The 22,290-nt window shown below is 69.8% G+C and carries 17 protein-coding genes; 5 read left to right on the top strand and 12 right to left on the bottom strand.

Translation table 11 applies throughout. The features are described 5' to 3' along the window. Positions 1-397: 397 nt before the first annotated feature. The 10 genes from OG389_RS05545 to OG389_RS05500 all read right to left on the bottom strand — a co-directional run bounded on the left by OG389_RS05545 (position 398) and on the right by OG389_RS05500 (position 16,087). A complete protein-coding gene (locus tag OG389_RS05545; protein WP_328297338.1) occupies positions 398-772 on the bottom strand; it encodes a hypothetical protein in 375 nt (124 codons plus the stop codon). A 614-nt stretch (positions 773-1,386) separates the two neighbouring features. Beyond that, entirely contained in the window at positions 1,387-1,650 is a 264-nt protein-coding gene (locus tag OG389_RS05540; RefSeq protein ID WP_328297337.1) for a hypothetical protein, read from the bottom strand. Positions 1,651-1,666: 16 nt separating this feature from the next. Further along, positions 1,667-2,974: a Na+/H+ antiporter NhaA gene (nhaA, locus tag OG389_RS05535; protein ID WP_328297336.1), complete on the bottom strand. Its 1,308-nt coding sequence runs from the start codon at positions 2,972-2,974 to the stop codon at positions 1,667-1,669. 246 nt (positions 2,975-3,220) lie between these two features. Then, complete coding sequence (locus OG389_RS05530; protein ID WP_328297335.1) at positions 3,221-4,768, bottom strand: alanine/glycine:cation symporter family protein; 1,548 nt, start codon at positions 4,766-4,768, stop codon at positions 3,221-3,223. A 622-nt stretch (positions 4,769-5,390) separates the two neighbouring features. Beyond that, positions 5,391-6,404: a hemolysin family protein gene (locus OG389_RS05525; protein ID WP_328297334.1), complete on the bottom strand. Its 1,014-nt coding sequence runs from the start codon at positions 6,402-6,404 to the stop codon at positions 5,391-5,393. Beyond that, entirely contained in the window at positions 6,401-7,744 is a 1,344-nt protein-coding gene (locus tag OG389_RS05520) for a hemolysin family protein (protein ID WP_328297333.1), read from the bottom strand. Before OG389_RS05520 ends, OG389_RS05525 begins: the two co-directional genes overlap by 4 nt. 257 nt (positions 7,745-8,001) lie before the next feature. After that, positions 8,002-8,331: a TfoX/Sxy family protein gene (locus OG389_RS05515; RefSeq protein WP_328297332.1), complete on the bottom strand. Its 330-nt coding sequence runs from the start codon at positions 8,329-8,331 to the stop codon at positions 8,002-8,004. 45 nt (positions 8,332-8,376) lie between these two features. Next, positions 8,377-13,257: a DNA repair ATPase gene (locus tag OG389_RS05510; RefSeq protein WP_328297331.1), complete on the bottom strand. Its 4,881-nt coding sequence runs from the start codon at positions 13,255-13,257 to the stop codon at positions 8,377-8,379. Positions 13,258-13,374: 117 nt separating this feature from the next. Further along, on the bottom strand, positions 13,375-15,432 hold the full coding sequence (locus tag OG389_RS05505; RefSeq protein WP_328297330.1) for an SPFH domain-containing protein: 2,058 nt from the start codon (positions 15,430-15,432) through the stop codon (positions 13,375-13,377). A 52-nt stretch (positions 15,433-15,484) separates the two neighbouring features. Continuing rightward, positions 15,485-16,087 (bottom strand): hypothetical protein, encoded by a 603-nt coding sequence (locus tag OG389_RS05500; protein WP_328297329.1) that lies wholly within the window; start codon positions 16,085-16,087, stop codon positions 15,485-15,487. Between the two features lie 282 nt (positions 16,088-16,369). Here OG389_RS05500 and OG389_RS05495 point away from each other — a divergent pair, with 282 nt between their 5' ends. After that, on the top strand, positions 16,370-17,863 hold the full coding sequence (locus OG389_RS05495; RefSeq protein ID WP_328297328.1) for an FAD-dependent oxidoreductase: 1,494 nt from the start codon (positions 16,370-16,372) through the stop codon (positions 17,861-17,863). 31 nt (positions 17,864-17,894) lie between these two features. Beyond that, complete coding sequence (locus OG389_RS05490) at positions 17,895-18,485, top strand: TetR/AcrR family transcriptional regulator (protein ID WP_328297327.1); 591 nt, start codon at positions 17,895-17,897, stop codon at positions 18,483-18,485. Positions 18,486-18,527: 42 nt separating this feature from the next. On the opposite strand, the gene OG389_RS05485 is transcribed toward OG389_RS05490, so the two are convergent. Together OG389_RS05485 and OG389_RS05480 are read right to left on the bottom strand one after the other, a co-directional pair. Next, the gene (locus OG389_RS05485; protein WP_328297326.1) at positions 18,528-18,737 is read right to left on the bottom strand and encodes a hypothetical protein; all 210 of its coding nucleotides are present in this window, start codon (positions 18,735-18,737) and stop codon (positions 18,528-18,530) included. 6 nt (positions 18,738-18,743) lie between these two features. Next, positions 18,744-19,064 (bottom strand): hypothetical protein, encoded by a 321-nt coding sequence (locus tag OG389_RS05480; protein ID WP_328297325.1) that lies wholly within the window; start codon positions 19,062-19,064, stop codon positions 18,744-18,746. A 203-nt stretch (positions 19,065-19,267) separates the two neighbouring features. On the opposite strand from OG389_RS05480, the gene OG389_RS05475 reads away from it, so the two are divergent. From OG389_RS05475 to OG389_RS05465, 3 genes are read left to right on the top strand one after another with little or no spacing between them, the layout of a single operon-like run. Continuing rightward, positions 19,268-20,533, top strand: coding sequence for a cation:proton antiporter (locus tag OG389_RS05475; protein WP_328297324.1), 1,266 nt, complete (start codon positions 19,268-19,270; stop codon positions 20,531-20,533). Next, positions 20,520-20,993 carry a CBS domain-containing protein gene (locus tag OG389_RS05470; protein ID WP_328297323.1) on the top strand — a complete coding sequence of 158 codons (474 nt, stop codon included), beginning with the start codon at positions 20,520-20,522 and terminating at the stop codon, positions 20,991-20,993. The genes OG389_RS05475 and OG389_RS05470 overlap by 14 nt, the downstream gene beginning before the upstream one ends. Further along, entirely contained in the window at positions 20,990-22,288 is a 1,299-nt protein-coding gene (locus tag OG389_RS05465) for an ArsB/NhaD family transporter (RefSeq protein WP_328297322.1), read from the top strand. The genes OG389_RS05470 and OG389_RS05465 overlap by 4 nt, the downstream gene beginning before the upstream one ends. Positions 22,289-22,290: the final 2 nt, after the last annotated feature.

Raw genomic sequence — 22,290 nt, 5'->3', positions numbered from 1 at the left:
TCCGGGAGGCGCGACCGAACGGCTCCCTTCTGCACTCAGCGTCATGGTTCCGGGTCGGTGGGTGACGCTTCGGAGCTGGTCCCGGGAGGTCAATTGCCCTCCCGGGAGATCGACTTGGCGCTCTAGAAGAATCCAAGTGCCTTCGGGGAATAGCTGCACAAAAGGTTCTTCGTCTGCTGGTGGTACACGTGCCACACCCGTTTTGAGCAGGCAAAATGAAGCAATCTGCCTTCGATGGGCCGGTGCTGGTCCGCAACTGGCCCGGATCTTGGTGGGTGGGTATCGGGGGAGTGCCGTGTTCCGCGGCCAGGGCCTCAGAACGATGGTCGTCGATGGGCGACTTCAGGCATTGGGCTCTGCGGGTGTGCCGGTGAGTGTGGGGCAAGCCGCGTCGGCGTTACCGGGTGGGGGCGCGGGTGCGGACGAGTAGCAAGGTCAGGACTCCGGGAGCCACCACCAAGGCGACGTACCACAAGGCCCCATGCGAGATGGCGAGTCGCGCGAAGGTGGCAGGCGCGCCGGAGAGCGTGATCTGGACAGCCCAGAGGGCCATCGCCATCGCGGTGGTGACTAGCGCGAGCCACGCGCCCCGCCGGGCAAGGGCAGCTTGATCCGCGTGGCCGGTCAGCAGGCGGGTCCCAGCCGAGGCGAGTATGAAGCCAGCGGCGCCGAATGTGGCGGTGAAGAGGAGTGCCAGCGGCTTGCCATCACATACGAGGACCGCGATTGCTGCGTACCAGAGGCCCGCAGCTATCGACATCAACGCGGACATGCTTCGCTCCTTCCTGTGGGGCGGGCTCTGAACGAGCCCGCCCTCGGCCCCACCCGACGGTTTAGCCGGCAGGGGAGCGGAGAGATCGATCTCGACTGCCCCCCGCGGTCCGCTCTCGTTCTCCTCGACCCTCCTGATGCCACCCGCTGCTTCTCGCTTACCCAAAGTGCCGAGAGCAGCCCCAGGGTGTTCGTGATGCCGTCACAAGACTGGGGCAATGCACCGCGGCACTCTCGTTCCTATACCGCCGCGACGGCTCGTCCGTAGTCCGCGGCCACCTACGTCCGAGGACCCGACGTGCGGATCTGCGAGGCCCTCAGGTTTCCGGTCTGGCCCCTCGATGAGTATGACCCCGGTCTCCCATCCGTAGCCGCGACTATCAGGGGACTGAGGAGCCCCGGTCGGGGTCGCATTCGTAGGACGCTTCCCACTTCCCTCCCGCAGTGGCTTGCTTGCCAGGGTCTCGCGCACAGGGCGGCGGCGTGAGAGCGCGCTCCGGAAGCGCGCGTACGGGTGATGCTGCCGGAGCCCGGCAGGAGGCGCGCGTCGGAGAACGGTCCCTCAACTCTGAATCTCCAAAGGTCGGTTCCATCTCAGACGTGTGACTGCCACCGTCAGTCGTTGTTCTCGCCGCTGCCGACCACGTAGGCGACGAGCACGCCGGCGAGCGCTGCCCAGGCCGCTGCGGCGGGTCCCGCTGTCACCCACGCGAGAAGGCCGAGCAGGACGGCGGTGAGGGCTCCGGTGGCGAGGGCTCGGGGGTTGGTGAGGAACTTCCACTGGCGGCGTCCGCTGCCGGGTTGGCGGATCTCGGCGATGGCCGTTCTGATGACGAGGGCCGCCACCACGATGGCGATGCTCAGCAAGGTGACGGACATGGTGTCTCCGGCGCCGTCAGTGGTGCTGAGCGGCGGGTCGGTCCATCTCGCCGCGTTGGTAGATGTCGGGGATGCCGTCCGCGTCCGCGTCGACGTTCTCTTCCTCGTACAGGCGTTTGTAGAGCGCGTTGCGGCGGCGCAGCAGTACGGCTGCCAGGATCGCGGCGGTGACGGAGGCGATGAGGACGGCTGCCTTGACGAGTTCGCCGACTGCCCGGCCGGGGAAGGCGAGTTCGCCGATGAGGAGGGCCACGGTGAAGCCGATACCGGCGAGGACGGAGAGGCCGAGGACGTCGGCCCAGGCCAGGTCGGGGTTGAGCTGTGCCTTCGTGTAGCGGGCGGCCAGGTAGGTGCCGAGGAAGATTCCGATGACCTTGCCGACGACGAGGCCGATGACGATTCCGAGGGGTTCGGGGCTGCTGAACACCTCCGCCAGAGCGGGACCGGAGATGGTGACGCCGGCGGCGAAGAGGGCGAACAGGGGGACGGCGACTCCCGCGGAGAAGGGGTGTAGCAGGTGCGCGACGCGGGAGGCGGGGGAGGCCTCCTCGTCCTTGTCGCGGGTGGTGCGCAGGATGAGGCCCATGGCGACGCCGGCGACGGTGGCGTGGACACCGCCGTTGTACATGAGGGCCCAGATCGCGATGCCGAGCGGCACGTACCACCACCAGCCCCAGACGCGGAGCCGTTGGAGGAGGTAGAAGAGGGCGAGTCCGGCGAAGGCTCCGCCGAGGGCCCAGAGGTTCAGGTCGCTGGTGAAGAAGATCGCGATGATGAGGATGGCGCCGAGGTCGTCGACCACGGCGAGGGTGAGGAGGAAGGCGCGCAGCGCGGCCGGGAGGTGGGTGCTGATCACCGCGAGGACGGCGAGGGCGAAGGCGATGTCGGTGGCCATCGGCACGGCCCAGCCGTCGGGGCTGCCGCCGCCTACCCAAGCGGTTGCTGCGTAGAGCGCGGCCGGCACGGCCATGCCGCACATCGCGGCGATGACCGGGAGGGCGGCGGTGGCGGGGGTGCGCAGCTCGCCGACGACGAGTTCCCGCTTCAGTTCGATGCCGGCGACGAGGAAGAAGACCGCGAGGAGTCCGTCGGCGGTCCAGTGTCCGACGGAGAGGTCCAGGCCGAGGGCGGGTATGCCGAAGTGGAAGTCGCGTATCGCCTCGTACGCGCCGCTCAGCGGGCTGTTTGCCCAGATCAGCGCGATGACGGCTGCGGCGAGGAGGACGAGTCCGCCGACGGTCTCGGTGCGCAGGGCGGACGCGATGGCCTGGCGTTCGGGCCACGGCATGAGGCCGAAGACGATGCGAGGGCGCGGGCTGCTCATGGCGGAGTGCCTTTCGGGGCGTCGACTGGAAATGGGCATACGGCCCCTGGGACGCCGACCAGACTTCCCGGCACACCGCGCGCCCCGGGCGGCTCAGCCACCTCGTTGACGCGTTCTTTACACACTATGGGAGATGTCCGTATCCCGCTAGAGGGGCCCTCACCTGCAAGAACGCATGCGAACGGGCTCGTACACACCAGGCGCGAGGTGTGTACGAGCCCGCTCAGGAGCCGGGCCGCGGGGCGGTCAGGCGGTGGTCTTCACCAGCTCCTGGTCGTCGTCCTCGTCTGCTTCGGTGTCCGTGTCGAGGCCGGCATCGCGGCGGCGGACGTAGCCGAGGAAGTTGTTCAGCTCCTGCTTGACCACGGGGGCCAGCAGGTACAGGCCGATGATGTTGATGACGGCGAGCATGAAGAGCACCGCGTCGGCCATGTCGATCAGGGTCTGCAGGGTGAGCAGAGAACCGGCGACCGCGAACAGCGTGTAGAAGACCTTGAAGGTCAGCTCGCTGGTCTTGCTGCGGCCGAAGAGGTGCGTCCACGCCTTCATGCAGTAGTAACCCCAGGTCAGCACGGTGGAGATGGCGAACAGCATCACCGCGATGGTGAGGATGTACGGGAACCAGGGCAGGACCGTGGCGAAGGCGTCGGAGGTGATCGTCACGCCGCCGGGGCCTTCGCCCTTGCGGGCTTCGCCCCAGCTGGCCGGGTTGGCGATGACGATCGTCAGGGCGGTCATCGTGCAGATGACCACGGTGTCGATGAACGGCTCCAGCAGGGCGACCAGGCCTTCGCTGGCGGGGTGCTTGGTCTTGACCGCGGAGTGGGCGATCGGGGCGGAGCCGAGACCGGCCTCGTTGGAGAACGCGGCCCGCTTGAAGCCGACGATCAGCGCGCCGAGGACGCCACCGGCGACACCCTGCGGGTTGAAGGCGCCCTCGATGATGGCGGAGATCGCGGACGGCACTGCGGAGACGTTGACCAGGATGACCACGAGGCAGGCGGCGATGTAGATGCCGGCCATCGCCGGGACGAGCTTGCTGGTCACGGAGGCGATGGAGCGGATGCCGCCGAGGAGAACGATGCCGACGATCGCGGCGATCAGGATGCCGAAGAACAGCGCGCCGGCCGAGGAGCCGAGCATGCCGGACTCGCCGCCGGTGACGGAGACGAGCTGGGCGTAGGACTGGTTGACCTGGAAGAGGTTGCCGCCGAAGAGGCCGAAGAAGAGGATCATCGCGGAGGCGAGGACACCCAGCGCCTTGCCCAGCTTCAGGCCTTTGGCGCCGAAGCGGTCGGCCAGGCCCTTGGGCAGGTAGTGCATCGGGCCGCCGGAGACCGTCCCATCGGCGTGGACCTCGCGGTACTTCACGCCGAGGGTGACCTCGACGAACTTCGTGGCCATGCCGAGCAGGCCGCAGAGGATCATCCAGAAGGTGGCACCGGGGCCGCCGATGGAGACGGCGACGGCGACACCGGCGATGTTGCCGAGGCCGACGGTGCCGGAGACGGCCGCGGTCAGGGCCTGGAAGTGGTTGACCTCACCGGCCGAGCCGTCCTCGTCGTACTTGCCGCGCACCACGTTAACCGCGAGCCGGAACTTGCGTATCTGCACCAGGCCGAACCAGCCCGAGAAGACCAGGCCGGCCACGACGAGCCAGGCCACGATCAGCGGAATCTGGGTCCCGTTGACGGGTACGGAGTAGAAGACGATGTCTCCGAGCCACTTGGCGATGGGCTCGAAGAATCCGCTGACGGCTTCGTCTACGGAGGTGGTGATGGTGTCGAGTGACATCAGGCTTTACCTCGATGGCGCAGAACCGGCGCAGTGCGGTGCGACGGTGTGAGTGCGGGCGGGCATGGAGCGAAATCCGTTGTCCGATCGATGGCCTGGGAGGTTTGGTCCGCGGACTCGGACCTCGACTTCCCTGGCCGTGCAAAGCCGGTGCGTGCCGGCACTCCGAGGTCCGGCGAGGGGTGGGCCGGAAGCGGAGTTGCGCATTCTTAGCACGCTGTTTGCATGGTCTTTAGTGATGCAGCTCACGCACAGGGTGAAAATGTCGTATTTCCCCAGGTTCGGTGATGGGATCGTTATCCGGATATGAGGTTCCGTTGAGCGAACGATCGCAGCCATCGGAGGGCATAAGGCTCTGCGTTCCGGGTGGGCGTACTGCGTACGGCCGGGCGGAGAAGACCGGCCCATACGTACGGTTGATCACGGTGACGGTGTGTGGTGTTGTGGTCGACGGCCCGGCGGGGCGCCCTTTGTGTGTGGTGGTGTTGTTCCACCGCGGACAGCGTGACCGGGTCATGGCGGTGACGTTCTTGCCTGCCGGTGACCCGAGCCGGTTGCGGCCGGAGGCCGACCCCTGGCCAGGGGTCGGCCTCCATCGTCGGGGCTCTGGGGAGGGTGCGGGTCAGGCGGCCTCTCCGACGAGTTCTTCGAGGACGTCTTCCATCGTGACGAAGCCGATCACGGCGCCGTCGGTGTCGGTGACGGCGGCGAGGTGGGTGCCGGCCGCGCGCATGGCGGACATGGTGTCGTCCAGGGGTGTGTCCTGGCGGACTGCGGTGACGGTGTGCAGGGCGCCGGCCGGGAAGGGAGCCGTGCGGTCGGCGGCGGCCAGGGCGTCCTTGATGTGGAGGAAGCCCATGATCCGGCCGTCGGGGCCGGTGACGACGAAGCGGGAGAAGCCGTGTTCGGCGGCGGTGAGTTCCAGGCCGCGCGGGGTGATGGTGTGCGGCACGGTGACGAACTCGGTGCGGGGGATCATGATCTCGCCGACGGGGCGGGTGCCGAGTTCGAGGGCGTCCTGGAGGCGTTCGCCGTCCTCGGGGGCGAGGAGGCCGGCGGCGCTGGAGTCCTTGACCAGGCGGGCGAGCTCGTCGTCGGTGAAGACGGAGCCGATCTCGTCCTTGGGTTCGACCTTCAGCAGCCGCAGCAGGCTGTTGGCGAAGGCGTTGATGCCGAACACGAACGGGCGCAGCGCGCGGGTGAGGGCGACCAGCGGCGGGCCCAGGAGCAGGGCGGTCGGGGCTGGGGCGGCCAGTGCGATGTTCTTGGGGACCATCTCGCCGACGAGCATGTGCAGGTAGGTCGCCGCGGTGAGGGCGAGGACGAACGCGATCGGGTGGATGAGGGCTTCGGGTACCCCGATGGCTTGGAAGGGGGGTTCGAGGAGGTGGGCGATGGCGGGTTCGGCGACGGCGCCGAGGACCAGTGAGGAGACGGTGATGCCGAGCTGGGCGGTGGCCATCATCGCGGAGAGGTGCTCCAGCGCCCACAGGGTGGTCTTCGCCCGGCGACTGCCCTTGAGCGCGGCCGGTTCGATCTGGCTGCGGCGCACGGAGATGAGGGCGAACTCGGCGCCGACGAAGAAGGCGTTGGTGATCAGGGTGAGGGCGCCGATCAGGAGCTGGACAGCGGTCATCGGGACTCCTCCCTGGTGTTGGTTTTTTCGTCGGTGGTGGCGGGGGCCGTGAGGGTGAGGCGGTCGGCGCGGTGGTGGTCTATGTCGAGGACGGTGATCTCCCAGCCGTCCACGGTGACGGTGTCCCCGCCGGCGGGGATGCGCTCCAGGCGTGCGGCGATCAATCCGGCGAGGGTCTCGTAGGGGCCCTCGGGTACGTCGAAGCCGATCGCTTCCAGCTCGTCCAGGCGGACGCTGCCGTCGGCTTCCCAGACGCGGCGGCCGTCCTCCTGGTCGGGGGCCTCGATGAGGTCGGGGACCTCGATCGGGTCGTGCTCGTCGCGGACTTCCCCGACGACTTCTTCGACGATGTCCTCGACGGTGGCGACGCCGGCGGTGCCCCCGTACTCGTCGATGACGACGACCATGGTGCGGGCCTTGCGCAGCCGGCCGAGGAGGACGTCGGCGGGCAGCGAGTGGGGCACGAGCAGCGCGGTGGTCATCAGGTCGGCCACCGGGACCACGCGGCGTTCGTCCTCGTCGAAGGCGAGGACGTCGCGGATGTGGAGGGTGCCGACGACCTCGTCGAGGGTGTCGCGGTAGACGGGGAAGCGGGACAGGCCGGTGGCGCGGGTGAGGTTGGCGGCGTCGGCGGCGGTGGCGTGCATCTCCAGGGCCTGGACCTCGATGCGCGGGGTCATGACGTTCTCCGCGGTCAGCTCGGCCAGGTGCAGGGTGCGTACGAACAGTTCGGCCGAGTCGGCCTCGATCGCGCCCTCGCGGGCGGAGTGGCGGGCCAGGGCGACGAGCTCCTCGGGGGTGCGGGCCGAGGCCAGCTCCTCGGCCGGCTCCAGGCCGAAGCGGCGCACGAGCCGGTTCGCGGTGTTGTTCAGGTGCCGGATCAGCGGCGCGAACGCGGCGGTGAAGGCACGCTGCGGGCCGGCCACGACCTTGGCGACGGCCAGCGGGCGGGAGATCGCCCAGTTCTTGGGGACCAGCTCGCCCACGACCATCAGGACGACCGTCGAGAGGGCGACACCCAGCAAGGTCGCTGTGGTGGAGACCGCGCCGGCGGGCAGGCCCGCGGACTGAAGGGGGCCCCGCAGCAGCGCGGAGACGGAGGGCTCGGCGAGCATGCCGATCACCAGCGAGGTCACCGTGATGCCGAGCTGCGCACCGGACAGCTGGAAAGTGAGCCGCTTGGCGGCCTTCAAGGCGCTCTCGGCGCCGCGCTCACCTGCCGCGACGGCGCGTTCGAGTTCGCTGCGTTCGACGGTGGTGAGGGAGAACTCGGCGGCTACGAACACGGCGCAGGCCAGTGTCAGGACTAGTGCGAGAAGTAGCAGCAGGACTTCGGTCACCGTGCCACCCCCGCTCCCGGCCGAAAGATCTGCGGGCAGGACGTGGCACGGCATGGACTGGGAGGTTCACCCATTGCGGGTCTTGCACTCCATTCGCTTCTCGGTGGACCTGGACGGTCCTAACTGCTGTTTGGTGACGGACAGTATCTGCAATCCTCTGGTAAAGGGAAAGTAAAAAGGCTGGGGTTCGCGCCCCTGCGAGGGGGCACCGACCGCTTGCGCATGCCCTCCTCCATGGCCGGGGAGAGTCCGGCGGGTCACTTGGGCGGAAGGGTGGCGGCGAAGGCGGTGGCCGTCGTGATCCAGTGGTCCAGGACGGCATCGTCTGCCAGGGCGGGGCCGCTCACGGTCACCCAGCCCCGCATCGGGCGGCCTGTGAAGTCCATGGGGCGAGCCTCGGGGCGGGCGAGGGCCTGTTCCGTTCCTTCGGGGCCCACGCGGACGGTGAGCTCGTCACCGGACACGCACACCGTCATGTTTCCGTGCAGCAGGAAGGCGAGGCCGCCGAACATCCGCTTCTCGGCGAGTTCGGGCCGCTCGCCGAGCCGCTCGCGGATCCGTTGGGTGAGACCTTCGTCGTACGTCACGGATTCACTGTCCCGCGCCGAGCAGTCGCCCGCGCGCCGGGCCCGTCACGGGGTCTGGCGGTGAGGGGCCGCATGCCGGGCCGCCGGGTTGGCGACGGCGTGGCGGGGGTCGGCGGCACGGGTGATGGCGGACTCGACGGAGGCGACGCGGTCCGCCAGGAGGCCGAGGGCGGCGACCGCGCGGGTGAGCGGATCGCTGTCGGGGCCGCCGAGGGTCTGTGCGCGTACGTGGGCGGTCTTGATCGCGGTCCAGCGTGCGGACTGTTCCGCCGTGAGGGGGGAGCGGAGTTCGGTGAGCTTGAGGAGGTTGGCCTCGGCGCCTGTGGTGAGGGTCTGGGCCTCGCTGGTGTAGTGGTCCTCGATCACCGTGGCCAGCTCGGCGTCGTTCATGACAGGGTCGATCCGGGCGGCGATCTTGTTCATGTTGCGGTACGAGCCCTGGAGCAGGAAGGGCGGCTCGGTGCGGGCTTCCTCGCTCTGGGCGGCGGAGGCGATGTAGGCGGCGTTCACGGCGAGGACGGTGTCCCGCGCGGTCAGCAGGTGCCGCAGCACCGCGAGTATCCGCTCCAGCTCGGCGGGGGCGTACGGGTGGGCCAACCGGTCGGCGCCGGCCGCAGGGTCGGCTGCGGCCAGGCGCAGCAACAGGTCGAGGTCGGCGCGGTCGCGGCCGGCGAGCGGGGCGAGGACCGGGTTGGAGGTGAGGGCGTTCTCGACGAAGCTGGTGGCGAAGGCCGCCTCCTTGCCGGTCAGGACGTCGCCGAGGTTCCAGACGTCGGCGCGGTTGGCGAGCATGTTGGGTATGCGGAAGCGGTGGCCGGATTCGGTGTACGGGTTGCCGGTCATGCAGACGGCGAACCGCTTGCCGCGCAGGTTGTAGGTGCGCGCCTCGCCGTTCCGGACGCCTTCCATGCGGCGGGTGGCGTCGCACAGTGAGATGAACTGCTGGAGCAGTTCCGGCGAGGTGTGCTGGATGTCGTCGAGGTACAGCAGGGTGTTGTTCCCTGCCTCCAGCGCAAAGTTGATCTTTTCGACTTCCCGGCGCGCGGTGGCGCTCGGCGCTTCGGTGGGGTCGAGCGAGGTGACCGTGTGTCCGAGCGCCGGGCCGTCCACCTTGACCAGGACCAGGCCGAGGCGGTCGGCCACGTACTCCACGAGGGTCGTCTTGCCGTAGCCGGGCGGGGAGATGAGTAGCAGCAGGCCGTTGTTGTCCGTCCGCTTGGTCTCCCCGGTGGTGCCGAGCTGCTTGGCGAGGTTGTCGCCGATAAGGGGCAGGAACACCTCGTCGAGCAGGCGGCCCCGGACGAAGGAGGACATGACTCGGGGCTGGTAGTCGTCCAGTCGGAGCCGTGCGCGCTCGGCGGTGACCAGAGCTGCGCGTCGGTGCTGGTAGTCGCGAAAGCCTGGCACGACGGTGGTGAAGAACTCCCTTGTCCGGGAGAGGAGTTCGTCGATTCGTACGGTGAGGGACCGGCCGGTGACGCGCGGGTGGTGGCCGAGGAGGCCCTCGGCGGTCCCGGTCAAGGCGGCGTCCGACTCGTAGCGGTCGAGGTGCGGGCAGAGCTCGACGGCCACGGCCTCTGCGAGGTCCCCGGGGGCGAGGGGTTCTCCGGTCGCGGCGGCGTACGAGGCGAGCCAGGCCTCAGCGAGCTGGCGCTGGTCAGCCAGGGCGGGCAGCGCGGCGAGGTCCTCGTCGAAGGCGGATGTGCCGACCGCCCGCCGGAACTTCTCCAGCAGGGTGCGGGCGCCGGTGCTGGTGACGAAGCCGCTCCGGCCGTCGGCCAGTTCCTCGAAGAGGTACTCGGCGGCCGAGGCGCTGCTGGGGCCTTCGATGGCGGCTGCCAGTTCGGCCCGGAATTCGGCGATCGCGGGCGGCGCTCCGAAGGCCTCCCGGATACGGGCGAGCGAGGTGGCACGGCGGGTCCAGGTGGCCCGCTCCTCGACGGTCGTGCGGTGGGCCCAGAATAGCTGCGCCTCGGCGCGGGCCTCGGGCGGGTAGCGCAGCAGGCCCGCCGACTCGTGCAGGCGCAGCAGGACGGTCAGGATGACGGTGGCGTCGTGGTCGTGGACCCCGCGCTCGTAGCCCTCGTCGTACGCGGCTTCGGCGGCGCGCCGGACGAGGGCCGGGAGGTCGGCCTCCGCGAGGACGGCCGGCCCGTGCTCGGCGAGCAGGCGTGCGGCGAGGTACTCGGCGCGGTAGACATCGGCGTTCTCGGAGGGCAGCGACTGACCCCAGTAGGCGCGGGTGGCCGCGAACTCGGCATCGGTGACCAGGGAGCGGTAGTCGGTGCCGGTGAGGGCGAAGGCAAGGGTGTCGCCGTGCGGGACCAGGGTGAGGTCCAGCGGCTGGGTGTTGACCGCGAAGCGGTGGCGGCCGAGCCGGACCGTCTTGCCGCCGTCCGCGTAGAGCTCGGCGCGGTCGCGCAGGGCCCGGCCGGCCTCCTGCCGTGCGGCCTTGATCCGGCCGTCGAGTTCTTCGGCGCGGGTCCCCTCGCCCAGCTCCCGCAGTTCGGTGGCCGTGCGGCGGACCTTGGCGACCATCGGGTCGGAGGCGAAGAAGGTGCTGACCGCGTCGGTGTCGGCGAGGGTGGCGGCCCGGCGGGCGACGGTCTCCAGGACACGGGCGGCGGAGTCGGCCAGCTGCTCGGCGCGACGGGCTCGGGCGTCCTGCAGGGTCTGCTTGCGGGCGGAGAACGCGTCGTAAACCTCGGTGCGCTTGGCCGCCAGCTCGGCGAGGAATCCGTCGTTCTCCGCGAACCGCGACTCCAGGTTCTCCAGCCGCAGCAGGAGCCGTGACAGCTGTTCGTCGCACGCCTCCGGGCTGTCCGCGACGGCGAGCGCCCCAGTGACCGCCTGGCCGAGCAGGGCGGTTTCGGCGGCGAACTCGGCCCGTCCCTCGTGCGCGCGCAGCTCCCGGCGGCGGGCTTCGAGGGTGGCGCGGGCCCGGTTGACGCCGCCCAGTACCTTTGCGATCCGCTCCAGGATCGACGTGCGGACGGTGGGGTCGCCGATGTCGAGGCCCGCGACGACCTCGGTGACGATTTCCAGGCTTTCGCTCTGTCCGTCGAGGAGGGAGGTGAGGGGAGCCGCCTCGGCGGTGGTGGTGATCGCGGAGGCCTCGGCGGTGAGCCGGCCGGTCTCCTCGTGGTAGCCGGCGAAGGCGTCCTCGCGCGCGAGGAAGGCCACGGCCCGGCCGGCGAAGGAGGCGATGTCCGCCTCGGTCACGGCGGCCAGTTCGTTGATCCGGTCCATGTCCGCGTACCGCAGCTCCTTGAGGGTGAGGAGGTGCCCGTGCGCACGGCGCAGTTCGGTCAGGCGGTCCACCCAGTCGCCGGTGCTGCGGGGGGCCTCGCCGCGCAGGCGCCGTACGAGTGAGGCGGTCCGCTCGGCTGAGTCGGCCAAGGCGTCCGCGGCCTGCCGGGCCAGGGTCTGTACGGTCTCGAACTCGGCCAGCACCTGTTCGGCGGTGGCACGGACGTCACGCAGGGGGGTGAGCAGGTCCCCGAGGTCGGGGGCCTCCAGCCAGTGGTACTGGTCGGCGGCCCGGTTACAGGCGGCGACCAGGGTCTCGTACCCGGCGGTGGTCCGGGTCGTTCCGGAAGCCGTGGCGGCGACGGACAGGCAGTCCGAGATGCCGCGGACGAGGTCGGCGTTCCCGACGCGGGCCAGCGCTCCGGTGCCGACCGGCCGGGATGCGGCGTAGGTGTCGGAGACGTACGGGGAGCTCCAGCGCTGGACCGGGTGCACGCGGGCGGGCTCGTCGGAGCCGGCGCGCAGCACCAGCAGTCCGCCGTCGTCGAAGAGGGCGTGGCCGTTGCAGAAGATGGGGGTGGCGATCTCCTTGCGGATGAGGTTGTACGGGAGCAGCAGGCTGTGTCCCTCCGACCGGGCGTGGAAGACGTACAGCACGTCCTCACCGTTGGGGGAGCGCACCGTCCGCTCGTACTCCAGCCCTTCGGTGGGGGTGTCGAAGGTCTTGGAGGCGCCGGAGGCCAGGCAGTAGCCGCCGGGGAAGACGATTCCCCGGTCCTCGGGCAGCCGGCGGGCGGCCCGTCCGATGCCGTCGAGGCGTACGACGGTCCTGGTCACGGTGTTGAAGACCAGGTGGCGCCGGGCTTCCTCCTTGTAGGGGCGCACGCGCAGCAGGATCAGCGGCTCTAGGCGCGCGTACTCGACTTCCGCGTCGGCGAGGGACTGGAGCGGTTCGTCGACGGGTTCGGAGTGGATCCCCTCGCCCGTCTCGGTGTCGTCCTCCGTCTTGACGGTGAGCGTGCCGCCGACCGTGGAGATGAAGACCTCGGCGCCGACGGACACGTGCGGGTGGCGGCCCAAGACGTGGTCCTCGCGGGTCGTCGCGGTCCACTCGAAGTCATGGGAGGGCGGAAGGACGTGATCGCGCTCGCCCCGGCCGTCCAGGAACGTCACCGATCCGTCGTCCTCCAAGGCCCAGCGCAGGACCCGGATGTCCTCGCTCGTCTCGCCGGTCCGGAAGACGGCCAGCAGCTTCCCGTCGACGAGGCGGAGCTGGAGCAGGCGGGTCGCACGGTAGTAGCGGTGGAGGGCCTCGAACTCCCGTAGGAAGGAAGGGTCGTCGAGCAGACCGGGAACAGCGCTCTCGGGCAGCCGCTCAAGGTTGCGGCCGTGCAGGGCGAAGACGTCGGCCACGTCGGTCTCGGGCTTCAGCCCGGGGGTGGAAGCGTGGTGGCCGAAGAGCAGGCGGTCCCCGACTGCCACGATGTCGCGCGGGCTGCAGTTGTGCTCGGTGCGGATGCGCTCGGTGGCTTCGAGGGTCAGCCCGGTGGAGCCGAACTCTTCGGCCCGGCGGGTGTTGAGTGCCTCGGTCCGCCGGGCCAGCTCACCAGCCTGCGCGGCGAGCCGGTCGCGCAGCACCTCGTAGGTGCCCGCGTCCATGGAGGACGTGCTGGTCATGATGCGGCTCCCTGCGGCTGCGTACGGGGTCTTCGGCGTGCTCGGGCGGTGCACTGGGCCGGGGCCGCCGGGGGATACGCGGCGGCCCGGGCCCAGCGGAGGTGTGAGGAATCCGGGTCAGGACTTACCCGCGCCGTTCAGGCCGGCGTCCAACCTCGCGATGGGCACGTCGGCCAGGCCCAACTGCCCCGCCTTCTCCAGCAACTCGCCGAGCTGCCCGGCCTGGGCGCCGCCGCCCTGCATCAGCTTCATCAGCAGCGCGGACACGGTCAGGTTCTGCACGTCGGAGGTCGAGACCGAGCCGAGGACCCGCGTGACGTCCTGCGTGAAGTCGGCCGTGCCGTCCAGCCACGGCTTCGCGAGCGCCTGCGCGGTGTCGGAGTGCTGGACGAAGGCGTCTATGCCCTTGCCGAGCGAGATGGAGGAGACGAGCCGGTCGAAGAAGACGGAGTCGCCGCCGACGATGTTGATGTCGGCCTTCTCCAGCCCGGCCGCGACCACCATGGCCTGGGCCTCGGCGACCTGCCGCTGGACGTCGAGACCGGCCAGCCGGATTTCCTTCTCGGCCGCCAGTCGCAGCCGGAACTCCTCGTGTCCGCGGGAAGCCTCGTCCAGTGCGGCCATCGCGGCGGCCTTCTCCGTCAGACCCGCGGCCTCCGCCTTCAGCTTCTCGCCGATCATCGCCGCGTCCGCGCCCGCCTGCGCCCGGGTGCCTTCGGCGTGCGCCTTCAGCCGGGCCTCGGTGGCGTGTGCTTCCGCCAGCCCGGTCTTCTCGATCGCGTCGGCTTCCTTCTCCCGGACCTGTACGGCGGCCAGCCCGGGCGCCGCCGCCTCCGCCTGGACACCCTCCGCGAGGCGGAGCTTCGCCCGGGCGTCGAGGTCGGCGGTCTTCACCCGGGCCTCGGCCAGGGTGAGCTGCTCGGCGGCCCGGTGCACGGCCGCGGCCTCCGCCGCCTCGGCGGCCTTGATGTCCTTGACGAGGAGCTCCTGTGCCTCCGCCTCGGCGGCGATGACAACCGTCTGGCGGTGGCGTTCGGCCTCCTCCACGGCACGCAGCTTCTTGATCGACTCCTCCTGCTCGGCGACCGTGCGGTCCACCGCGATCCGCTCGCGTACGACCTCGGCGATGTCCCGCTTCTCGGTCTCGACCTCCTTGTCGGCAGCGATCCGCGTCAGCTGCGTCTCCCGCTCCCGGGCGATGACCTCCAGCTGCCGGTCCTTCTCGATGCGCTCGCTCTCGACGGCGATGACCCGCTCGCGGTTCTTCGCGGCGACCGCCACCTCGCGCGCCTGGTTCTCGCGCTGGACGCCGAGTTGCTCCTCGGTCCGGAGGAAGGCGCTCTGGGCGCGCAGCCGTTCCTCCTCGACGACCTTGGCGGTCTCCGCCTCCTCCTTGGCCCGTACGGTCTCGATCTCGCGCCGCTGCCTGATCTCGGCGTCCGCCTGGCGGCGTTCCAGCTCGAGGATCGCCTCGCGGGCGTCGACGTTCTGCCGGGTGATCTCCTTCTCCTCCGTGCGCTGGAACTCGTTGGTGCGCACGTGCTCGATGGCGGTCAGCTCGGTGATCTTCCGGATGCCCTGGGCGTCGAGGATGTTCGCGCTGTCGAGCTGGTTCAGCGGGGTCTGCTCCAGGTAGTCGATCGCAGCGTCCTCCAGGCTGTAGCCGTTGAGGTCGGTCCCGATCACGGCGATGATCCGGTCGCGGAACTCGTCGCGCTTGGTGTAGAGGTCGGCGAAGTCGAGCTGCTTGCCGACGGTCTTCAGCGCCTCGGAGAACTTCGCGTTGAACAGCTCCTGCAGCGTGTCCTTGTCGCTCGCCCGTTGCGTGCCGATGGCCTGGGCGACCTTGATGACGTCCTCGACGGTCTTGTTGACGCGGACGAAGAACGAGATGCGGATGTCCGCGCGGATGTTGTCCTGGCAGATCAGGCCGTCGCGGCCGGTGCGGGTGATGTCGATGGTCTTCACCGAGATGTCCATGACCTCGGCCTTGTGCAGGACGGGCAGGACGACCTGCCCGGTGAAGGTCACGTCGACCTTCCGCATCTTCGAGACGATCAGCGCCTTGCCCTGTTCGACCTTGCGGAACAGTCGGCTGACGACGAGGAGCAGGGCGAGGGCGATGAGCAGGACAACGGCGACGAGCACGCCGATGCCCAAGGAGATGGCATCCATGGGTGAAGTCCTTGCGGAGAAGGTGAAATGAGGAGCGTGGCGGCGGCGGAACTCAGCCGACGTTGCGCGGATCGAGGGCGCTGTCGTACGGAGCGACCCAGAAGAACTCGCCCGGTTCGTCGTACGCGTAGAGCAGCCCCGGGCTGCCCAGGGGCATGGGGTCAGAGCCGGCTTGGCGGACCTGGACCACGGCGGTCGAGCCGTCGTCCGCGGTCACCTCGGCCTGCCCGAACCGTGCGTCCACGCGGCCGGTACGGATCGTCGCGACGCGGCCGATGAAGTCCTGGCGGGACGGCTGCGGATCGTCGGGGTGGAAGAGCAGGCGCAGTGGGCGGGCGAGGGCGCCGGTGACGGAGCGGGCCACGAGGAGCGACACGGCCAGCAGGACCAGGGCGCTGCCACCGCCGAAACCGAGGCGGTCGAGCAGGACGGTGCCGGCGAGACCGGTGAACCACGCGACCGCGACGAACAGTGAGGCCGGGATCGTCAGAGGGACACCGGGTGTCCCGAGCGCTGAGGCTCCGACGGCCGAGTCCAGCGCGTCGTGCTCGACGCCGCCGCACAGCACGAGGAGCCAGAAGACGAGGACCACGGCCAGGCTGATCGTGAAGATGCCGGTGGGGAAGCCGAGCGCGGTGACAGTGAACTCGCTCATCCTCTTCCCCCCTCCCGTGGCCCGTTCCGGCGGCGCGGGGCGGCGTCGCGTGGACGCCACCCCGCTTCCGGGCCTCGGCATCGAGGCCATTCCCCCGGTTTCCCCCTGCCCGATCCTGCCCGGTGTGTGGCCTCGTTGACATTGCCGTTCCCCGGCAGTCTTTACGCGTTCTTGATGCCGAGCGGATCTCTCCGGGGGAGGGGTGCTCCCGAGGGTGTACGTCCGCACCATTTAGAGTTAGCTTGTAACTAATGTTAGACACTAACGAAATGGGTGGTCGCGGTGAACTCTCCGGCAGTCGTGGTGGTCGGGGCAGGGCCGACCGGACTCGCGACGGCGGTGGGGCTCCGGCTCGCAGGGGTCTCTGTACGGCTGCTGGACAAGGCCGCCGGACCCGCGACGACCTCACGAGCCCTGGGCCTGCAGCCGCGTGGAGCCGAGGTGCTTGACCGCCTCGGGGCCCTCGCGGATCTCCCCGAGCAGTCGGTACGGATCGGCGAGGTCCTGACGCACGTCGACGGCAAACCACTCGCGCGTCTCCTCGTTGGCCAGCCGACGAAGCTGGTGACGCGCCCCGGCCTGCTCATGTCGCAGTCCGACGTCGAGTCCCGGCTCCGCGCACGCCTCGCAGCCTTGGGCGTCGACGTCGAGTGGGGCAGTGAGCTGCTCGATGCGAGCCGGGACGGCGAACGGGTCTCGCTCCGCCTCGCGGACCGGGAGATCCACGCCGACTGGCTGGTGGGATGCGATGGCGCGCACAGCCGTGTCCGCAAGGCCGCCGGAATCGCGTTTCCGGGAGTACCCGTGGTCGAGCGGTTCCTCCTGGCCGACGTGACGGCCCGGTTGCCCCTGCCCAGAGACACGGTCGCGGTCTGGCTGCGCGGCGACCGCATGCTCGGAGCCTTCCCGCTTCCCGGCGAGGACCAGTGGCGGCTGATGGCCCCGGCGCCCGACGGAGCCGTCGGCGACCCGCTGGCCGCCCTCTGTGACCTGCTCGCGCAGGAGGCCGACATCCCCGCCTCGGCCGTCCGAAGCGCCCACTGGACGTCCAGCTTCAAGATCCACCGCCGCCTCGCCCCCACCTACCGGGCGGGCCGGATGCTGCTCGCGGGCGACGCGGCCCACATCCACAGCCCCTTCGGCGGGCAGGGAATGAACACAGGCCTCGGTGACGCCGAGAACCTGGCGTGGAAGCTGGCGCTGGTCGCGAGCGACCGTGCCGGCGGCAGCCTGCTCGACACGTACGAGGCGGAGCGCAGGCCGGTGGCGGCGGAGGTGCTGAAATCCACCAGCGCCATGACCGGCATGATCCTGGGGCGGACCTGGTGGGCGAGGATGCTGCGCGACCACGCCTTCGTGCCACTGCTCGGCCGGACCCTCGTGCAGCGGCTGCTCTGGGAGAAGTCCTCCCAACTGACCCTGACCTACCGGACCGGCCCCCTCGGTGGCGGAGCATCGTACAGACGCGGCCTCCGCCCGGGAGACCGCGTTGCCGACCTCACCTGCACCCGTACGGACGGCACACCCACCCGGCTCTACGGCGAACTACCCTCCCGCTGGGGCCTGCTGACCCCGAGCGGCGGGGCCGCGGGGGAGTGGGAGGCTGTCGTGGCCCGCCACCTCGGAGCGGGATCTGTCGCCGCCCTCCAGGTTCCCGGTGCCCACCGGGGCGACGCAGCCCTGGTCCGGCCCGACGGGCATCTCGCCTGGCAGGGAGCTTCCCCAACAGCCCTCGATGAGGCACTCACGCGCATACTCGGGAACGGCAGGCAGTAATAACGACAGGCGCCCCGGAGGCCGCAGATCCATGACGTCCCACCCTGCACCACCCCCCGGACTGCGCGAGCGCAAGAAGGCGCACACGCGCCGGACGATCCAGGAGCAAGCGCTGCGCCTCTTCCTGTCCCAGGGGTACCAGAACACCACCGTCGAGGAAATCTCCGCTGCGGCCGGGGTCTCCCACATGACCTTCTTCCGGCACTTCCCGACGAAGGAAGCCGTGGTCGAGAACGACGACTATGATCCGCTGATCGTCCGCCTCATCGAGGAGCGGCCGGAGGGCGAGAACAGCCTCACCGCGCTACGCAACGCCTTGGTGCACGGCCTGGAGGCCGTCTACGCGAGCGACCGCGAGGCCCTGCTCGCCCGCACCCGCCTCGTCTTCGAGACCCCCGCTCTGCGCGCACGAACCTGGGACAACCAGTACGCCACCCAGCTTCTCCTGGCCGGAGCCCTGCGCTCACGTACTCCCGTGGAGAGCGAACTGGCCACCCGCGTCATCGCCGCGGCGGGCCTCGCCGCCGTCACCAGCGCGCTCGCGGCCTGGGTCGAGAGCGACGGCGCCCGCGACCTGCCGGCCTTGGCCGAGGAGGCCTTCCGCGCGCTCCGCCCGGCGTGACGTCCGCCGCCCGGGCGGCCCGTGCTGCAGGGGCGGCGTTCTTCAACGCTTCACGGTGCCCGAGCCCAGCATGACGAGGCCCGTGGTGAGGAGCGACAGGCCGATCGCCAGTTCCCGGAACCCGTAGGCCTGGACGGCGTACAGGATGCCGCCGCCCACGGTGAACACGGAACCGACACCGACGGCGAGAAGGGCCATGCGGAACTCGGTGATGTGGCTGCGAAGGCAGGCGAGCTTAGTGGCATCCGGCATGCGGGATCAGCCTTCGTTCTTGGGGAGTGTGGTGTTCCACGCCGACCTGTAAGACCGCACGAGGCAGGTCACTGCCGCGAGGCTCAGCAGCGGTCCGGCGCCGGTGCAGAGCGTCACGACGGCTGCCGAAGCGCCCAGAAGGCGAGGGACCGCATTGAGCGGGACCAGGGCGTACACGCAAAGGGTCGCCCAGGCGTAGGGGAGGGCAACCGAGCGGTCGCCCAGCCGGGGAGGAACCCAGCCAGAGAAGATCGCCACCGGAAACGGGAGGAGAAGAAGGGTCGCAGCGACCAGGGCCAGCGCCTGGTACACCGGGCTTTCGTTCATCCGTACCTCTCTGGTCGCGCGCTGACCCTAGAGCGTCCCCTGCCACGTCGTGGATGCCGACGCCCGGCAGACAACCGAGGGTCGCTTTGCTGTCAGGGACCCGTTAAAGAGCCGTAAGGAATGTATAAAGTACCTGATGGTGTGCCGGGAAGCCTGGTCGGCGAACAGGGGACGACTCTCTTCGTAGATCGGGGCTACACGTCATGGTGCTCGTCGTTGTATTCGGTATCGCTCTGCTCGTCGCCGTGCTGCTCTCCGGCCTCGCCGCCCGTACGGTCCTGTCGACCTCGCTCCTCTTCCTCCTCGGCGGGGCCCTGGTCAGTGACGGATTCCTCGGGATCGTCCACATCGGTTCCGATAGCGCGATCGTGGGAGTCACGGCCGACCTGGCGCTGTTCGCGGTCCTCTTCACGGACGGCATGCACGTCGCCTTCCCGGCATTGCGCCGGAACTGGAAGAACCCCGCGCGGGCGCTGGGTCTGGGGATGCCCCTCGCCGTGGTCGGCATGGCAATGCTCACGCATTTCCTGGTCGGGCTGGACTGGACGACCTCGTTCCTCGTCGGCGCCGTCCTGGCGCCCACCGACCCGGTGTTCGCCTCGGCGATCGTGGGGCGCAAGGAGGTCCCGGCGAAGCTGCGTCAACTGCTCAACGTCGAGAGCGGGATCAACGACGGTCTCGCCCTGCCCCTCGTCCTGATCCTGATCGCCGCCGCCGGCCCCACCTCCGGGCAGGCACAGTCGTCGATCGGGGAGATCGTCCTCGAGCTCGCCCTGGGCCTCGCCCTCGGCATCGTGCTGCCGCTCGCGGTCGCCGCACTGGTGCGCCTGCGCCTCCTCGGGGCCGAACCGAAGCTCCAGCCCCTGCTGCCGCTGGCGACCGGGATCATCCTCTACGCCGCCTGCCACCTGACCCACGCCAACCCCTACCTGGCCGCGTTCTCCGCCGGCGCGGTCCTCGCCTCGGTCTCGCCCGAGTCGAAGACGGCCTTCGAACCGCTCGGCGAAGCGCTGGCGGAGCTCGCGAAGTTCGCGGCGCTGCTGGTCTTCGGCGCCCTGCTGACCCCCGCCCTCTTCGGAGACCTTTCGGCGGGCGGTTACGCGGCGGTCGTGCTGGCGATCGTGCTGATCCGGCCGGCGTCGCTGCTCGTATCGCTCCTGGGCGCGCGCATCGAGCGGCGCGAGAAGCTCGTCGCCGCCTGGTTCGGTCCCAAGGGCTTCGCCTCTGTGGTCTACGGCCTCCTCGTGCTCCAGGCCGGCATTCCGCGGGGCGAGGAGGCGTACACCCTCATCGCCGTCTGCATCGCCTTCTCGATCATCGCCCACTCCAGCACCGACGTGCCCATCGCCCGGCTCTTCCACGTCGACGACCTTGCCGGCATACCAGCCGACGATGACCACCGGGACCGGATCCGCGTACCCGCCCTACGTGACACACCCGATCAGGAGAAGCACCGTGCCAGCCCGTGATCTTGCCGAGCCCTACCCCCATGTGACCACCGACGATCCCGCGACCGACGCCGTCCGGCTGCTGGCCGAGCGTGACTTGCCGGCCCTGCTGGTGCTCGACGGCGACGGCGTTCCCTACGCCGTCGTGCCCGGATCCCAGCTGGTGCGGCAGATGGTGCCCGAATACGTGATGGAGGACCCGCTGCTCGCCGCAGTCATCGATGACCGCCACGCGGACGCGCTGGCCGGGGAGCTGCAGGGCCTGACGGTCTCGGAGTGGCTTCCGCGCCGGACCTTCAAGCCGCCCTACGTGGGCCCGGACGCGGGAGTGCTCCAGATCGCCGCCGTCATGGCCCGCGCGCACGTTCCGCTCGTCGCGGTCGTCGAGCACGGGGGTGAGGAGCAGCAAGTGCGCCTCGTCGGAGTCGTGACGGCCGCGGCCCTGATGCGGCACTTCCTCGCGGCGGGCGGCAAGGCGTGAGCAACTGGCAGAGCTGGGCAGCCGTAGCCGTCTTCGCGGGTGCCTACGTCCTGATCATCAGCGAGAAGGTGCACCGCGTCGCCGCCGCCCTGGGCGGAGCGGGTCTGATGCTGGCGATCGGCGCCACCGACGACGCGGCGGCCTTCCACTCCGACGAGACGGGCATCGACTGGAACGTCATCTTCCTGCTCCTCGGCATGATGATGATCGTCGGAGTCCTCCGGAAAACCGGGCTCTTCGAATACCTGGCGATCTGGTCGGTGAAGAAGGCCAGGGCCCGGCCCTTCCGGGTCATGGTCATGCTGGTGGTCATCACGGCGATGGCTTCCGCGCTACTGGACAACGTCACCACCGTGCTGCTCGTCGCCCCGGTGACCCTGCTGGTCTGCGACCGGCTGCGGCTCTCGCCCGTTCCGTTCCTGATCGCGGAGGTGCTGGCGTCCAACATCGGCGGCACGGCCACGCTGGTCGGCGATCCGCCCAACATCATCATCGCCAGCCGGGCCGGTCTCACCTTCAACGACTTCCTCGTCCACCTCGCCCCGCTGTGCGTCGTTCTGGTGGCCGTGCTGGTCCTGCTCTGCCGGTTCATGTTCGCCAAGCATTTCGTCTACGACGAGACGCGTGCCGCGGAGATCATGGAGCTGCGCGAGCGCGAAGCGATCACGGAACCCCGTCTCCTCGCCCAAGGGCTGGGCGTCCTCGCCCTGGTCGTCGCCGGCTTCGTCCTGCACCCCGTCCTGCACTACGAACCCAGCGTCGTGGCCCTTCTGGGCGCCGGTCTGCTCATCGCGATCTCCAAGGTCGAGACCGGCGAAGTCCTCGGGGAAGTGGAGTGGCCCACCCTCGCCTTCTTCGCGGGCCTGTTCGTCATGGTCGGCGCCCTCATCGAGACTGGTGTCATCGGCGACCTGGCGGGATCGCTCGCGGACGCGATCGGCGGGAACGAACTCGGCGGCTCCATGGCCCTGCTGGGTGGCTCGGCGGTGCTCTCCGGAGTCATCGACAACATCCCCTACGTGGCCACCATGGCCCCCATCACCAGCGAACTCGTCACCGACATGGGCGGCGACCCCGACCACGTCATGTGGTGGGCCCTCGCGCTGGGCGCCGACCTCGGCGGCAACGCCACCGCCATCGGCGCCTCCGCCAACGTCGTCGTCCTCGGCATCGCCGAACGCAACCGCCACCCCATCAGCTTCTGGCAGTTCACCAAGTACGGCCTCGTGGTGACCGTGGCCACGGTCACCATCTCCGCGCTCTACCTCTGGCTGCGCTACTTCGCCCTCGCCTGACC

The sequence above is a fragment of the Streptomyces sp. NBC_00435 genome, assembly GCF_036014235.1.
GTDB lineage: Bacteria > Actinomycetota > Actinomycetes > Streptomycetales > Streptomycetaceae > Streptomyces.
Note: the sequence above shows the minus strand (reverse complement) of the source record. Positions and strands in the feature narration are given on the sequence as shown.

Coding starts and splice junctions, on each gene's coding strand:
- OG389_RS05545 (WP_328297338.1), bottom strand. CDS start 772: ATGTCCGCGTTGATGTCGATAGCTGCGGGCCTCTGGTACGCAGCAATC.
- OG389_RS05540 (WP_328297337.1), bottom strand. CDS start 1,650: ATGTCCGTCACCTTGCTGAGCATCGCCATCGTGGTGGCGGCCCTCGTC.
- nhaA (WP_328297336.1), bottom strand. CDS start 2,974: ATGAGCAGCCCGCGCCCTCGCATCGTCTTCGGCCTCATGCCGTGGCCC.
- OG389_RS05530 (WP_328297335.1), bottom strand. CDS start 4,768: ATGTCACTCGACACCATCACCACCTCCGTAGACGAAGCCGTCAGCGGA.
- OG389_RS05525 (WP_328297334.1), bottom strand. CDS start 6,404: ATGACCGCTGTCCAGCTCCTGATCGGCGCCCTCACCCTGATCACCAAC.
- OG389_RS05510 (WP_328297331.1), bottom strand. CDS start 13,257: ATGACCAGCACGTCCTCCATGGACGCGGGCACCTACGAGGTGCTGCGC.
- OG389_RS05505 (WP_328297330.1), bottom strand. CDS start 15,432: ATGGATGCCATCTCCTTGGGCATCGGCGTGCTCGTCGCCGTTGTCCTG.
- OG389_RS05500 (WP_328297329.1), bottom strand. CDS start 16,087: ATGAGCGAGTTCACTGTCACCGCGCTCGGCTTCCCCACCGGCATCTTC.
- OG389_RS05490 (WP_328297327.1), top strand. CDS start 17,895: ATGACGTCCCACCCTGCACCACCCCCCGGACTGCGCGAGCGCAAGAAG.
- OG389_RS05485 (WP_328297326.1), bottom strand. CDS start 18,737: ATGCCGGATGCCACTAAGCTCGCCTGCCTTCGCAGCCACATCACCGAG.
- OG389_RS05480 (WP_328297325.1), bottom strand. CDS start 19,064: ATGAACGAAAGCCCGGTGTACCAGGCGCTGGCCCTGGTCGCTGCGACC.
- OG389_RS05475 (WP_328297324.1), top strand. CDS start 19,268: ATGGTGCTCGTCGTTGTATTCGGTATCGCTCTGCTCGTCGCCGTGCTG.